Genomic DNA, 14,770 nt, shown 5'->3' with positions numbered 1-14,770 from the left:
GCCCGCATGAACAGGTTTGCGAAGATTGGAGGCAACCCGACGCGAGGCGCCGAATTCGGCCGCTTTGGTATGGTTTTGGCGCCGATCTTGCAATAGCCGATGTAAGACGCTGTGCAGCGGCGTTTGAAAGGCCTGCATGAGGAGCGGCAGGCCTATTGCGACCTCCACGATGCGGCGGCTAAACAGGCTCTGTGGGCAAGGGATCCCTGGGGAACAGAATGACGGATCAGGCGATTTTGGTCACGGGCGCTGCCGGCTTCATCGGCTTTCACGTTGCCCGCCAGCTCTTGGCCGAAGGCCGGTCCGTCGTCGGGCTCGACAATCTCAACAGCTATTACGATCCGGCGCTGAAGCGAGCGCGCCTTGCACTGCTCAAGAAGGAGCCCGGTTTCTCCTTCGTCGAGGCCGACCTCGCCGATCGTGACACGATCGCGGCGCTGTTTGCGCGACATCAATTTGCCAAGGTGGTGCATCTCGCGGCCCAGGCCGGCGTGCGCTACTCGATCGAGCAGCCGCATGCCTACGCCGATTCCAATCTGCAGGGCTTTCTCAACGTGCTCGAAGGCTGCCGCAACAATGGCTGTCGTCACCTCGTCTACGCATCGTCATCCTCCGTTTATGGCGCCAACACAAAAATGCCATTCGCCGTGCAGGACCGCACTGACCACCCCGTGAGCTTCTACGCCGCGACCAAGAAGGCGAATGAAGTGATGGCGCAGTCCTACAGCCATCTCTACCGGCTGCCGGTCACGGGCCTGCGCTTCTTTACGATCTACGGGCCGTGGGGACGGCCTGATATGGCCATGTTTCTCTTTGTAGATGCCATCATGGCGGGCAGGCCGATCCGGCTCTTTAACCATGGCAGGATGCGCCGCGACTTCACCTATATTGATGATGTGAGCCGTGTAGTATCCAGGCTGATCGATCTCGTGCCTGCGGACGATCCGGCTGCCGCAAATGCGCCGTCAAAGCTCTACAATGTCGGCAATCACCATCCGGAGGAACTGATGCACGTCGTCGGTCTTCTGGAGCGGGAGCTGGGCCGGACGGCGATCAAAGAATTGCTGCCGATGCAGCCGGGAGATGTGCTGGAAACGTTCGCGGATGTCGAGGATCTGATGCGCGACACCGGCTTTGCGCCGTCAACGCCGATCGAGCATGGGGTCCGTAACTTTGTCACCTGGTATCGGGACTATTTCAAGGTTTGAGATGACGATGGACAAACGCATAATCCCCCTGATCATGTGCGGCGGCGCCGGCACGCGGCTGTGGCCAGCTTCGCGCGAGGTGCGGCCCAAGCAATTCCTGCCGCTGTTTGGCGCCCGCTCGACCTTCCAGGACACGCTGCTGCGCGTCTCCGATCCCTCGCTGTTCGACCGGCCGATCGTCATCACCAATGCAGCCTATCGCTTCATGGTGCTGGAGCAGCTCACCGAGATCGGGATCGAGGCCGACGTGATCCTCGAGCCGATGCGGCGCGATTCCGGACCTGCGATCGCTGCGGGTGCGGTGTTCGCGCAGAACCGCGCTAACGAGGCGATCGTGCTCGCGCTCGCCGCCGACCACGTGGTGCGGGACAATGCTGCTTTCGTCGCCGCCTGCCACGAAGGCCTTGCGGCTGCGAATGTCGGACGTATCGTCACGTTCGGCGTCAAGCCGGAGCGGCCGGCGACCGAATACGGCTATATCAACCCGGGCGAGGTGATATCAGGCGAGGTGCATGCGGTTGCGCGCTTCGTCGAGAAGCCGGATGCGGTGAAGGCATCGGACTACGTCAATTCCGGCTATCTCTGGAACAGCGGCAACTTCATGTTCCCGGCCGGCGTGCTGCTCGACGAATATCGCGGGGTCGATGCGGCGAGCATCGAGACGGTTACGAGCGCCGTCACCAATGCCGGCCGCGATCTCGGCTTCGTGACGCTGGAGCCCGAGGCCTTCGGCGCGGCGAAGGCGATCTCTATCGACTATGCGGTGATGGAAAAGACCTCGCGTGCAGCAGTCGTGCCGGTGTCCTGCGGCTGGTCCGATGTCGGCTCCTGGCTCGCGGTGTGGGAGCTGTCGGAGAAGGACGCGCAAGGCAACGCCGCGCACGGCACCGCGGTGTTTGAAGATTCCCGCAACTGCAACGTCACGACGGATTCCGCGCTGGTCGCGCTCGAAGGCGTCGACGATCTCGTGGTGGTCGCGACTGCGGACGCGGTGCTGGTCTCGCGGCAGAAGGACGCCAACGGCTTGAAGCGTCTGGTGGCCAAGCTGAAGGCGGTCGCGCCGAAGGTCACCGAGGAGCATCTCAAGGTGCACCGGCCCTGGGGCAGCTACCAGTCCGTCGACAACGGCGCGCGCCACCAGGTCAAGCGCATCGTGGTGAAGCCGGGCGGCCGCCTGTCGCTGCAGAAGCATCACCATCGTGCCGAGCACTGGATCGTGGTGCGGGGCACGGCACAGGTGACGGTCAACGACACCGTGAAAGCGGTGCACGAGAACGAGTCGATCTACATTCCGATGGGCGCCGTTCACCGGATGGAGAACCCCGGTAAAATCATGCTGGAGCTGATCGAGGTCCAGACCGGAAGCTATCTCGGGGAAGACGACATCATCCGGATTGAAGACGACTATCAAAGGTCGTAACCACCAAGCTCCGAATCGCGCGGCCCGGGTCGAAAGAGCGGTATCTGCTCCGGTTCAAGACCGGGGGAACGTGTAATTTTTTGAATCAAATCGTGTCCGGCTGGCTAGCGCGGCGTTCGCCACAAATGTGGCGCCCGTGCTAGAAGCGGCGCCGGGGATTTGGGTTGAATCGGGGTTCTATCAAATGAGTTCCAAAGGGTCTGCACCGGCAAAGGCCGGCCTGCGTGTCGGCGTCATTGGCGCAGGCGTGATGGGCAGTAACCACGCGCGCGTGCTTAGCGGCCTTCCCGGCGTCAGTCTGGTCGGCATCGTCGATCCTTCGCCGGTGCACCGGACGCGCACCATCGAGCTTGCGAGCTGCCCGGGCTTCGAGACGCTCGACCAGCTCCTCGCCGAAGGCCCCGATGCCGTCACCATCGCGGCGCCGACCCATCTGCATCACGAGATCGCGCTCGCCTGCATCGCCAAGAACATCCACGTGCTTGTCGAGAAGCCGATCGCATCGACGGTCGAAGAGGGCCGTGAGATCGTCGCCGCTGCGCAAAAGGCCGGCGTCACGCTGATGATCGGTCATGTCGAGCGCTTCAATCCGGCGGTTGCCGCGGTCAAGCAGGCGATCGCGGGCGAGGACATCCTGTCGATCGCGATTACCCGCGTCGGCCCGTTCCCGCCGCGCATGTCCAATGTCGGTGTCGTCATCGACCTCGCCGTGCACGACATCGATTTGATCCGCTGGTTCACCGAGTCCGACATCGTTGAGGTGCAGCCGCAGCTGTCGAGCGCGGTCGCCGAGCGCGAGGACATTGCGCTGTTGCAGTTCCGCACCGAGAGCGGCGTGCTCGCCCACATCAACACCAACTGGCTGACGCCGTTCAAGGCGCGCAGCGTCACGGTTGCGACGCGCGGCAAATACGTGATGGGCGATCTGTTGACGCGCCAGGTCACCGAATGCTTCGGCTTCAAGCCTGACGGCAGCTATTCGATGCGGCATCTGCCGGTCGGCCATGACGAGCCGCTGCGCGCCGAGCTGATCGCGTTCTTGAAGGCAGTGGCTAACGGCGAGACGCCGGCGGTGACCGGCGACGAAGGCGTCGCCAGCCTCGAGATCGCGACGCGGTGCCTGGAGACGCCAGCGCGGCCCGCGGCCACGGCGCCTGCGCGCAAGGCCCCGCGCCGCGTCGCCGGCTAATTCTTTATCCATGTCGACTTCTCAACTTCGCGAGAAAACCAGCAAAGCGCCATGAACCAGCATCTGCGTTCCGATCCCATTCCCTTCATCGATGTCGGCGCGCAGCGCCGCCGGCTCGGCGCCTCGCTCGATGCCGCCGTGAAGCGGGTTCTCGACCATTGCCAGTTCGTCAACGGCCCTGAGGTCTTCGAGCTCGAGAGGCAGCTTGCGGTCTATTGCGGCGCCAAGCACGTGATCGGCTGCGCCAGCGGGACCGACGCGATCCTGATGGTCATGATGGCGAAGAATGTCGGGCCCGGCGATGCCGTGCTGTGTCCGTCCTTCACCTTCATCGCGACAGCGTCGCCAGTGGCGCGGACCGGCGCGACGCCGGTGTATGTCGACGTGGACGAGGCGACCTTCAACATGAGCCCGGAATCGCTGAAGCGCGGCATCGTGACTGCCCGCAAGGCGGGGCTGAAGCCCGTCGCGGTCATTCCGGTCGACCTGTTCGGTCAGCCTGCCGATCACGATTCCATCGCCGAAATCGCCAGGGACGAAGGGCTGTTCGTGCTCGACGATGCCGCGCAAGCGTTCGGCGCGAGCTACAAAGGCCGCAAGCTCGGCACGCTCGCGCTCGCCACCGCGACCAGCTTCTTTCCGGCCAAACCGCTCGGCTGCTTCGGCGACGGCGGCGCGATCTTCACCGATGACGACGAGCTTGCCGCGACGCTGCGCAGCATCCGCGTGCACGGGCAGGGCGTCGACAAATACGACAACGTCCGCCTCGGCCTGACCGGCCGGCTCGACACCATGCAGGCCGCGATCCTGATCGAAAAGCTGAAGATTTTCGACGACGAGGTCGCCGCCCGCAACAGGGTTGCGGAACGTTACGCGCGTGGCCTGTCCAATGTCGTCACCGTGCCGCGTCTTAGCCCCGGCAACACATCGGTGTGGGCGCAGTACACCGTCCGCCTGCCTGAAGGCACCGACCGCGACGGTTTTGCCGCCGCGCTGAAGGCCCAGGGCGTGCCGACCGCGATCTATTACGGCAAGTCGATGCATCAGCAGACCGCCTACAGGCACTACCCGGTCGCAGAAGGCGGCCTGCCCGGCTGCGAGAGCCTGTCGCAGGACGTCATCAGCCTGCCGATGCACGCTTATTTGACTGAAGCGGACCAGGAGCGGGTCATCGCCGCCGTGCGCGGCGCGCTGGCGGGCTGAGCTTTCCACCTCTCCCGCTTGAGGGAGAGGTCGCGCCGAAGGCGCGGGTGAGGGTTCTCTCCTCTGGGGGAGTCTTCGTCGTCGATCCACCCTCTCCCCAACCCTCGCCCGCAAGCGGGGGAGGGAGCACACCTTCGCTGCGGTTTGCACCTAGACCTGATCTCGCCATGCTCTAAAACAGTCCGCATGCTCGGACGCATCTTCACGGTTGGTGGTTACACGCTGCTCTCGCGGGTGACGGGATTTGCCCGCGACATCATGCTCGCGGCGATTCTCGGCGCCGGCCCGGTGGCCGACGCCTTCTTCGTGGCGCTGCGGCTGCCCAATCATTTCCGCGCGATCTTCGCCGAGGGCGCCTTCAATGCGGCCTGGGTGCCGGCTTATGCCCACGTTCACGGCGAGCGCGGGGAGGGGGCGGCGCGACTGTTTGCCGACCGCATCTTCACGCTGCTGCTGGCCTCGCAAATCGGGCTGCTGATCGTCGCCTGGCTGTTCATGCCGCAAGCCATGAGCATACTTGCACCGGGCTTTTCCGAGGATGCCGAGCAGCGCAAGCTCGCGATCGAGCTGACCCGGATCACCTTTCCCTATCTCCTGCTGATCACGCTGGTGACGCTCTATGGCGGCATGCTCAACGTGATGCAGCGCTTTGCCAGCGCCGCGGCGGCGTCGATCTTTCTCAACATCTCGATGATGATGACGCTGGCGGTCGCCGCCTGGTTTCCGACCGCAGGGCACGCGGCGGCCTGGGGCGTGCTGATCTCCGGCTTCCTGCAATATGTCCTGCTCGCCGGCGATCTGGCTCGCCACGGCGGCCTGCCGCGCTTCGCACCGCTCAGGCTCGATGAAGACGTCCGTGGCTTCTTCAAAGCGCTGGGACCAGCGACTCTGGGCTCGATGGGCACGCAAGTCGCGCTGTTCGCCGACACCATCATCGCGACGTTCCTGCCCGCAGGCGCGCTGTCGGCGCTCTATTACGCCGACCGCCTCAACCAGCTGCCGATCGGTGTGATCGGCATCGCCATCGGCACGGTGCTGTTGCCAGAGATGTCGCGGCGGATCACCGCCAGCGACCACGAAGGTGCGATGAAGGCGCAACGCCGGGCCTTCGACTTCACGCTGCTGTTCTCGGTGCCGTTCGTCGCGGCCTTCATCACCGTGCCTGATGCGATCATGCGCGCGCTGTTCGCCCGCGGGGCGTTCTCGAAGGCCGATGCGGCCGCGGCAGGTGCAACGCTCGCCGCCTACGCGATCGGCCTGATCCCCTTCGTGCTGATCCGCAGCGCGGTCGCGACCTTCTATGCGCGCAAGGATACGGCAACGCCGGTCCGGGCCTCGCTGACCGGCATCGCGGTCAATGTCGCCCTGAAGGTTGCCCTGATGGGATCGCTCGCGCAAATCGGCCTTGCGCTCGCCACCGCTATCGGCGTCTGGACCAATCTCCTGCTGGTGCTGTTCTTCGCCGTGCGACGAGGCTTTCTCGTGCTGGACCGCGCCTGGCTGATGTCGCTCGGCAAATTCCTGCTAATCGGGATCATCCTTGCCGCCGCCTTCTGGCTGATTGCGCGCTTCAGCGGCTCTTGGCTGGGCGCGATGCACTTCCGGGACGAGGCGATGCTGCTCCTGCTCGCGGTCGGCGGCACCATCGTCTACGCGCTCGCGATCCTGGTCCTGTTCGGCCGCAGCTGGCTGGTCTCGCTGGTGCGCGGTTAGGGCCCTGTTCTCAACTGAGGATTGAACCAGCTATAGTGGCTCCGACCAGTTGTTCGTAGGTGGAAACAAATTGGTAGCTCTGCATGCGACTACATCTGAGCCTTACCGCGGTGGTCGTACGAGACTATAACGAGGCGATTGCATTCTTTGTCAACAAGCTCGGATTTGAGCTTCGGGAAGACACGCGTCTCGACGAAGATAAGCGCTGGGTCGTCGTCGCGCCGCCTGGCAGCACCGAGAGCGGCATTCTGCTGGCAAAGGCCGCGAACCCGGCCCAGGCACAGGCCATCGGCAACCAGAGCGGCGGCCGCGTCTTGCTGTTCCTGGCGACCGACGATTTTGATCGCGATTACGCAGCATTTCGAGTGCGAGGCGTGAAGTTTCTCGAAGAGCCGCGCCGTGAGCCTTATGGAATGGTCGCGGTGTTTGAGGACCTTTACGGCAATCGTTGGGACCTTATCGAGCGGACATAGGGCGTCGGTCATGCCGCAGGCCCGGCGCTGCCTGGGGCGATTCTGCCGTGATGGGCGAGCGGTGCTTTTCGCGGCCTGCGGCCGACGTGCATGGCTAGAGCTGTGCTCGCCCTCAGGCTGCAATCAACTTCCGCACATCTCTTGATTTTGCACGATTGTCGTGCTATTGGAACCTCATGATCAAATCGTCGCGCAAAGTCACCTTCAACCACATGACCCGCTTCGGCCGGGCCGTGGAAGGAGTCGTGCGCTAGGAATCGACCACGACGTATTTCCACCAGGCCCCGCCGGCATCGGACGGGGCCTCTTTTGTGGCCACGCTCCCTGCCGGCTCAACAGCAGGAGCATCCGATGCCACCCCAACTGACGAACATTCCATGCGGGACTGAGCGCGATGGCGCGGCGCTCCGCCTCGACTTGCCTATCGTGTTAGCGAAGGAGGCAATGGACGAGGCTTTGGCGGCAGCGCACTTCAACGCGTCCATTGCAGCGCCGGACGACGCTTTGTCGGGTCAGTATGCTGCTGGACCGACGACCGCATCGACGCGAATCGTCCCGGGCTTGCTCAAGCGATATTGGCGTGCGTTTCAGGAGCGTCGCTGGCGCCAGGGCTCGCGAGTCAAATTGCAGAACCTGAGTGATAGGGAGCTGATGGATATCGGCTTGACGCGTGGCGAGATCGACTACATCACATCTCAACGAGCTATCGATAGGCTGAGAGATAGCACGACGCATCTATGGAGCCGTGGTGTGATGTGACTGACCGGCGTCAGAAGCAGACATGCGATTTGCGAGCAAGCGGCGGTCAGCACGGCTGCTTGTTCATAGGAGTGCGCCGCGGGGTTGGTTCGGCAACTATCATGCCAATAACCGGACCGATCTTCGCAGGAAAATGACCGGGCTGCGACCTTTGCGCCCATCCCGCTCTGACAGGTGAGGGCGGCGAACGAGTTTGGCGGACCCTGCATGCCCAAACCCGTTTGCCTTGCCGGTTTTTCCACGGCAATATGCCCTCAAAACAACCATGAGAACGGGAAAGAAAATGGCGGCTCCCATCAAGTTCGGCGTTGGCCAAAGCGTGCTGCGCAAGGAGGATGACGCACTCATCCGCGGCAAGGGCCGCTACACCGACGATTACGCGCCGCAGGCCGCGCTCCGCTGCTTGATGCTGCGCTCGCCGCATGCGCATGCCAAATACACGATCGACGTGAGCCGCGCCCGCGGCTTGCCGGGTGTCGCGCTGATCCTGACCGCAGATGACGTTGCAGATCTCGGCAATCTGCCCTGCCTGTTCAACCTCGAGACCGATCCCTTCACCGGCCCGCCTTACCCGATCCTGGCCAAGGATGAGGTGCGCCATGTCGGCGATGCCGTCGCCTTCGTCGTCGCCGAGACCATCGACCAGGCCCGCGACGCGATCGAGGCGATCGAAGTCAAATGGAGCCCGCTGCCGGCGGTGACCGGTGTCGTGAACGCCGTGAAGCCCGGAGCCCCACAGGTTTGGCCGGACAAGCCCGGCAACGTGCTGTTCGACGTTTCGATCGGCGACAAGAAAGCGACCGAAGCCGCCTTCGCCAAGGCGCATGCAGTCGCCGAAATCTCCATCGTCAATCCGCGCGTGGTCGCGAGCTTCATGGAGACGCGCGCGGCCGTGTGCGAATACGACGCCAAGCGCGACCATCTGACGCTCACCGTCGGCAGCCAGGGCAGCCATCGCCTGCGCGACATCCTCTGCCAGAACGTGCTCAATATCCCCACCGATAAGATGCGGGTGATCTGCCCCGACGTCGGCGGCGGCTTCGGCACAAAACTGTTTCCCTATCGGGAATACGCCCTGATGGCAGTCGCCGCGCGACAGCTGAAGAAGGCGGTGAAGTGGGCGGCCGACCGCACCGAGCATTTCATGGGCGACGCGCAGGGCCGCGACAACGTCACCACCGCGAAGATGGCGCTGGCCGAAGACGGCAAGTTCCTCGCAATGGATTGCGACCTGATGGGCGACATGGGCGCGTATCTGTCGACCTTCGGGCCCTACATCCCGCATGGCGGCGCCGGCATGCTGCCTGGCCTCTACGACATCCAGGCCTTCCACTGCCGGGTGCGCACCATCTTCACCCACAGTGTACCGGTCGATGCCTATCGCGGCGCCGGGCGGCCGGAGGCGGCCTATGTCATCGAACGTCTCGTCGACGCCTGCGCGCGAAAGCTTGACATGACGCCGGACGCCGTCCGCCGCAAGAATTTCATCCCACCGAAAGCGCTGCCCTACAAGACCGCGACCGGCAAGATCTACGATTCCGGCGACTTCGCCGCGCATCTCAAGCGCGCGATGGAGATCGCGGAATGGAAGGAGTTCGGAAAGCGCGCCAAGGCGGCCAAGAAGCAGGGGCTGATCCGCGGCATCGGCCTTGCCAGCTATGTCGAGATCTGTGGCGTGATGGGCGAGGAGACCGCCAATGTCCGTCTCGATCCCAATGGCGACGTCACCGTCCTGATCGGCACGCAATCGAGCGGGCAGGGCCATCAGACGGCCTATGCGCAGATCGTCGCCGAACAGTTCGGCCTGCCGCCGGAGCGTGTGCACATCCGTCAGGGCGACACCGACGAGATCGCGACAGGTCTCGGCACCGGCGGTTCAGCCTCGATACCCACCGGCGGCGTTTGCGTGGAGCGTGCTGCGGGCGAGCTGGGCAAGAAGCTGAAGGAGTTCGCAGCGCAGGCGCTGGAAGCGAGCGCGGGCGATCTCGAGATTACCGACGGCGTGATCCGGATCGCCGGCACCGACCGCTCGATCTCCTTCGCCGACCTCGCCAAGCGGCCCGGCGCCGATCCGTCGAAGCTGAACGGCAGCGCGACCTTCGCCAGCGCGGACGGCACCTATCCCAACGGCACGCATCTGGCGGAGGTCGAGATCGATCCGGCCACCGGCATCATCAGAATCGTCAATTATGTGATCGTCGACGATTTCGGCAAGACGCTCAATCCGCTGCTCTTGGCGGGGCAGGTGCATGGCGGCGCCATGCAGGGCATCGGCCAGGCCTTGATGGAGCAGGTGGTCTATGGCGCGGGCGACGGCCAGCTCATCACCGCGACCTTCATGGACTACGCGGTGCCGCGCGCGGCGGACGGGCCAGCCTTCGTGTTCGAGACCAACAACGTCCCCTGCAAGACCAACCCGCTGGGCGTCAAGGGGGCCGGCGAGGCCGGCGCGATCGGCTCTTGTCCGGCCGTCGTCAACGCCATCGTCGATGCGCTCTGGCGCGAATACAAGATCGACCATATCGACATGCCGGCAACGCCCGAGCGGGTGTGGATCGCGATTAACGAGCACCACCGGCGCCACAGCCTGTGATTCACGCGATGGAATGAACCCTGCCGAGCGGTGTTGGCCTCAGGAGGGTCGGCACGATCCTGCATCATGGAAAAAGGACTTTGCGAATGAAGCGAGTGTTGGTTGTCGGGGGCGCGTTCCTGTTCGGTATGGGCGCGGTTTGGGCGCAGCAGGACTCCGCCAAGGAAGTCCAAACCCTCATGAAAGCCAACGGCAAGAACGCCGGCGCGATGTCGGCGATGGTCAAGGGCGAGAAGCCCTATGATCAGGCTACGGTGAACAGCGCGCTGGCGCAGTTCGAGGATACCGCCAAGAAGCTGCCGAACCTGTTTCCGGCTAGCGCCAAGGGTGTGAAGCTCGACGGAGACTACAGCATCTCGCCGAAGGTCTGGGAGGACAAGGCCGGCTTCGACGCCAAGGTCGCGAGCTTTGCCAAGCTCGTCGGCGAGGCCAAGGCCAAGATCAAGGACCTCGACTCGCTCAAGGCGACGATGCCTGCAATCGGCAAGGAATGCGGCGGCTGCCACGAGACCTACCGCGTGAAGAACGGCTGACGCCAACATCATCCGGGGTACGGGAAAAGGGCGGTTGGCAAGCAGCCGCCTTTTTTGCGTTGGCGCACGGCCCAGCGCGAAATCCCGTCCGCAAGGCCTGACGGATCGCCGCGAGAGCGGTTATCTTTGCTCCAGCCGCGGCGGCATTGATGTGAGCTGTTGCATGCTGGCGCATCTCGCGCCTGACTGCCTCATGACATCAGGGTTCCAACGCCCGGCGAGGAACTGAAGCAACAGCGAGACAGGCCATGGCAAAACCGTTCCCGTCGAAGACGCACATCGGCAACCATATGCTGCATCCGGAAACCTTGATGCTGACCTATGGCTATGATCCGCAACTGTCGGAAGGCGCCATCAAGCCGCCGGTGTTCCTGACCTCGACCTTCGTCTTCAAGACGGCCGATGACGGCCAGGACTTCTTCGATTTCGTCGCCGGCCGGCGCGAGCCGCCGGAAGGGATGGGCGCGGGCCTGGTCTATTCGCGCTTCAATCATCCCAACAGCGAGATCGTCGAGGACCGGCTCTCGATCTACGAACGCACCGAGAGCTGCGCCCTGTTCTCATCCGGCATGGCGGCGATCGCGACGACGATCCTTGCCTTCGTCCGCCCAGGCGACGTCATTCTGCACTCGCAGCCGCTCTATGGTGGGACGGAAACCCTGCTGACGAATACGCTTGCGCGTCTGTCGATCGGCGCCGTCGGCTTCGCCGATGGCGTTGACGAAGCTGCGGTCAGCGAGGCCTCGGCGGAGGCCATGCGCAAGGGCCGGGTGTCGATGATTCTGATCGAAACTCCCGCCAATCCGACCAACGGGCTGGTCGACATTGCGATGATGCGCCGTGTCGCCGAGGCCATAGGGAAAAGCCAGGGCCACACACCGATCATCGCCTGCGACAACACGCTGCTCGGACCGGTGTTTCAGCGGCCGATCGAGCATGGTGCGGACATTTCCTTGTACTCGCTCACGAAATATGTCGGCGGTCATTCCGACCTGATCGCGGGCGCCGCGCTCGGCTCCAAAGCAATCATGAAGGGCATCAAGGCGCTGCGCGGCGCCATCGGCACCCAGCTCGATCCGCATTCCTGCTGGATGATCAACCGGTCGCTGGAGACGCTGAGCCTGCGCATGGAGAAGGCCGATGCGAATGCGCGCCTCGTGGCCGACTTTTTGCGCGATCACGCCAAGGTGGCGAAGGTCCATTATCTCGGTCACCACGAGGATACATCGCCGGCCGGACGCGTGTTCTCGCAGCAGTGCTCGGGGGCCGGCTCCACGTTCTCGTTCGACATCGTCGGCGGCAAGGACGCGGCGGTCAAATTTCTCGACGCGCTCCAGATCTTCAAGCTCGCGGTGAGCCTCGGCGGAACGGAATCGCTTGCCAGCCTGCCCGCGACGATGACCCATTCCGGCGTTCCCGCCGACATCCGCCGGAAAATCGGTGTCCTCGATTCCACGATCCGGCTGTCGATCGGCATCGAACATCCGTCGGACCTGATCGCAGATCTCACGCAGGCACTGAACGCGGCTTGAGCGTGGCGAGAATCGAACAGGCCGGGCGCCCCTCCTGCGCCCGGCCCTTCCGCGACGACGCAGCGTTTGCGCTTACTTTGTCACTTGGCCGCGGATCTCGCCGCCCGGGTTCGCCGCGGTGTGGATGTTGATGTAATACTTGCCGCCGAGCAGATCGGCGGCCTGCGCCTCGGTGAGCGTCGCTTCGCCCTTGACCGGGTTCGATGTCGCATTCGGGATCGCGACCGCAACGCCGGCGTTCTTGCCCGCTTCGGCCGGGCCATGAAAATGAGCGGCTGTGGCAGGGCCAGAGAGCCCGGAATAGGTGACAGTCCAGGACAATTTCTTGCTGGCCGCATCGTAGTCCAGATCGGCCGTTCCGGTGCCGCTGCTGGTCGTTGCCGGCACCTCGGACTTGGCGTCGAGCGTTGCTTTCAGCTTTTCGGCGCTGGCCGGCCCTGCAAAAGCAGCGGCCGCGAGCACTGACATGGCGATGACGGTCTTGTTCATGACATTCTCCCTGCTGAACCCGTTTGGGCTGCTAAACTTCCAACAGCCGACGTTTCAGTTTATTCCCGTCTCCGGCGGGGGCGGGGCTAAATTCTTCGTGGCTGGAGCCGCGCGGAGATCGGTCGTAGGTTCGCCGCAAGAACGAATGGACGTGCATGTTGCAACGAACAATTCTCGTGGCGCTGCTTGCCGCGCTTGCCGCAGGTGGCGTCTATTGGTGGCTCAGCGCGCCCGTAGTGGCAGCCGCGGGCACCACGCGGCACGCGCCTGATCTTGCCAATGGCGAGGTGATGTTCAACGCCGGCGGCTGCGCGTCCTGCCATGCCGTTCCGAATCAGCCTGATCGTCTCAGGCTCGGTGGGGGCGTCGCGATCAAGTCGCCGTTCGGAACGTTTCACGCGCCGAACATTTCGCCCGATCCCAATGACGGCGTCGGCAAATGGACCGACGCCGATTTCGTTAACGCGGTGATGCACGGGGTCTCGCCGGCCGGGCAGCACTATTTTCCGGCGTTTCCGTATACGTCCTATCGGCACGCCAAGCGTGAGGATGTGCTCGACCTCTTTGCCTATCTGAAAACGCTACCGCCTGTTGCCGGCAAGGTGCGCGACCATGACGTCAGTTTTCCCTTCAACATCCGGCGCAATGTCGGCATCTGGAAATTCTTGTTTCTGGACGGCAAGCCGTTCGTCGCCGACGGCGCGAAGTCGCCGGCATGGAATCGCGGCGCCTATCTCGTGAACAGTTTGGGCCATTGCGCCGAATGCCACAGCCCGCGCAACGCGCTTGGCGGCATCATCGCGAGCGAGCGGTTTGCCGGCGGGCCCGATCCGGAAGGCGAGGGCTGGGTCCCCAACATCACCCAGAAGCGCCTTGGCGAGTGGAGCGCGAAGGACATCGCCTATTTCCTCAAGACTGGCGAACTGCCCGATGGCGACAGCGTCGGCGGCGCAATGACGCGCGTGATCAAGAACACCTCGCAACTGCCGGACGCGGATCTCGCGGCCATGGCGGACTACGTCAAATCGCTGCCGCCGGTGGACGGCCCGACCCCGCCCAAGCGCAAGCAGGGCAGCTAGTGCGTGATGAAGGCTAGCTCGATCGTGAGACTGTAACCCCTCACCCGGATCGCATCTATCGATGCAATCCGACCTCTCCCTTCGGGAGAGGTGAACCGTTGGCTCGCATCGATATAACCAAGCTCATCCCGCATCGATGACGCCCGTTAGCCGGTGCCGAACGCCTTGAAGGTGATGATGGTGAGGGTGTCCTGGATGCCTGGCAGCACTTGCACCTTCTCGTTGACGAAATGGCCGATGTCGGTGTCCTTGTCGACGTAGAACTTCACGAGGAGGTCGTATTGACCGGCCGTGGAATAGATCTCGGAGGCGATCTCGGCTTCGGCGAGCGCATTGGCGACCACATAGGACTGGCCGAGCTTGCATTTGATCTGGACGAAAAAGGGAACCATCGCGGTCACTCCGAAAGCACATCTCGCCGGCTAATAGGCCAAAATCGGCCGGATTTAGCAAGCGAACTTGCCTGCCGCCAGATGTCGGTCCGGCGCTCAGCAGGTGACGGCCGCCGCGGCGAATGCATCCCTGAGCCGCTGCGCGAGCTCGACCTTGCGATACGGCTTGGTCAGCACGATCGCTTGC

At 63.6% G+C, this 14,770-nt stretch carries 13 protein-coding genes; 11 read left to right on the top strand and 2 right to left on the bottom strand.

Going from position 1 to position 14,770, the window contains the following annotated elements:
* Nucleotides 1-218: 218 nt before the first annotated feature.
* From IVB12_RS15330 to IVB12_RS15285, 10 genes are all read left to right on the top strand, one after another.
* Nucleotides 219-1,208 (top strand): NAD-dependent epimerase, encoded by a 990-nt coding sequence (locus IVB12_RS15330; protein WP_247300218.1) that lies wholly within the window; start codon nt 219-221, stop codon nt 1,206-1,208.
* Between the two features lie 7 nt (nt 1,209-1,215).
* A complete protein-coding gene (locus IVB12_RS15325; protein ID WP_247300216.1) occupies nt 1,216-2,628 on the top strand; it encodes a mannose-1-phosphate guanylyltransferase/mannose-6-phosphate isomerase in 1,413 nt (470 codons plus the stop codon).
* A gap of 184 nt (nt 2,629-2,812) precedes the next feature.
* Nucleotides 2,813-3,817 (top strand): Gfo/Idh/MocA family oxidoreductase, encoded by a 1,005-nt coding sequence (locus IVB12_RS15320; protein WP_247300214.1) that lies wholly within the window; start codon nt 2,813-2,815, stop codon nt 3,815-3,817.
* A 51-nt stretch (nt 3,818-3,868) separates the two neighbouring features.
* The gene (locus IVB12_RS15315) at nt 3,869-5,020 is read left to right on the top strand and encodes a DegT/DnrJ/EryC1/StrS family aminotransferase (protein WP_247300212.1); all 1,152 of its coding nucleotides are present in this window, start codon (nt 3,869-3,871) and stop codon (nt 5,018-5,020) included.
* A 186-nt stretch (nt 5,021-5,206) separates the two neighbouring features.
* A complete protein-coding gene (gene murJ, locus IVB12_RS15310; RefSeq protein WP_247300210.1) occupies nt 5,207-6,733 on the top strand; it encodes a murein biosynthesis integral membrane protein MurJ in 1,527 nt (508 codons plus the stop codon).
* 83 nt (nt 6,734-6,816) lie between these two features.
* Nucleotides 6,817-7,206 (top strand): VOC family protein, encoded by a 390-nt coding sequence (locus IVB12_RS15305; RefSeq protein ID WP_247300208.1) that lies wholly within the window; start codon nt 6,817-6,819, stop codon nt 7,204-7,206.
* 351 nt (nt 7,207-7,557) lie between these two features.
* The gene (locus tag IVB12_RS15300; RefSeq protein ID WP_247300206.1) at nt 7,558-7,965 is read left to right on the top strand and encodes a DUF1127 domain-containing protein; all 408 of its coding nucleotides are present in this window, start codon (nt 7,558-7,560) and stop codon (nt 7,963-7,965) included.
* 283 nt (nt 7,966-8,248) lie between these two features.
* Nucleotides 8,249-10,558 carry a xanthine dehydrogenase family protein molybdopterin-binding subunit gene (locus IVB12_RS15295; RefSeq protein WP_247300199.1) on the top strand — a complete coding sequence of 770 codons (2,310 nt, stop codon included), beginning with the start codon at nt 8,249-8,251 and terminating at the stop codon, nt 10,556-10,558.
* 86 nt (nt 10,559-10,644) lie between these two features.
* Nucleotides 10,645-11,091, top strand: a complete 447-nt coding sequence (locus tag IVB12_RS15290; RefSeq protein WP_247300198.1) for a cytochrome c — start codon at nt 10,645-10,647, stop codon at nt 11,089-11,091.
* Nucleotides 11,092-11,339: 248 nt separating this feature from the next.
* On the top strand, nt 11,340-12,623 hold the full coding sequence (locus tag IVB12_RS15285) for a cystathionine gamma-synthase family protein (RefSeq protein WP_247300197.1): 1,284 nt from the start codon (nt 11,340-11,342) through the stop codon (nt 12,621-12,623).
* 72 nt (nt 12,624-12,695) lie between these two features.
* Here the strand turns inward: IVB12_RS15285 and IVB12_RS15280 are convergent, their stop codons facing one another.
* Complete coding sequence (locus IVB12_RS15280) at nt 12,696-13,112, bottom strand: CHRD domain-containing protein (RefSeq protein WP_247300196.1); 417 nt, start codon at nt 13,110-13,112, stop codon at nt 12,696-12,698.
* 155 nt (nt 13,113-13,267) lie between these two features.
* On the opposite strand from IVB12_RS15280, the gene IVB12_RS15275 reads away from it, so the two are divergent.
* Entirely contained in the window at nt 13,268-14,191 is a 924-nt protein-coding gene (locus tag IVB12_RS15275) for a cytochrome c (protein WP_247300195.1), read from the top strand.
* Between the two features lie 146 nt (nt 14,192-14,337).
* Here the strand turns inward: IVB12_RS15275 and IVB12_RS15270 are convergent, their stop codons facing one another.
* Nucleotides 14,338-14,583 carry an Lrp/AsnC family transcriptional regulator gene (locus IVB12_RS15270; RefSeq protein WP_061878884.1) on the bottom strand — a complete coding sequence of 82 codons (246 nt, stop codon included), beginning with the start codon at nt 14,581-14,583 and terminating at the stop codon, nt 14,338-14,340.
* Nucleotides 14,584-14,770 lie beyond the last annotated feature (187 nt).

Origin of the sequence: Bradyrhizobium sp. 179, from assembly GCF_023073535.1 — a bacterium.
Classification (GTDB): domain Bacteria; phylum Pseudomonadota; class Alphaproteobacteria; order Rhizobiales; family Xanthobacteraceae; genus Bradyrhizobium.
This window is presented reverse-complemented; position numbering and strand designations above follow the sequence as displayed.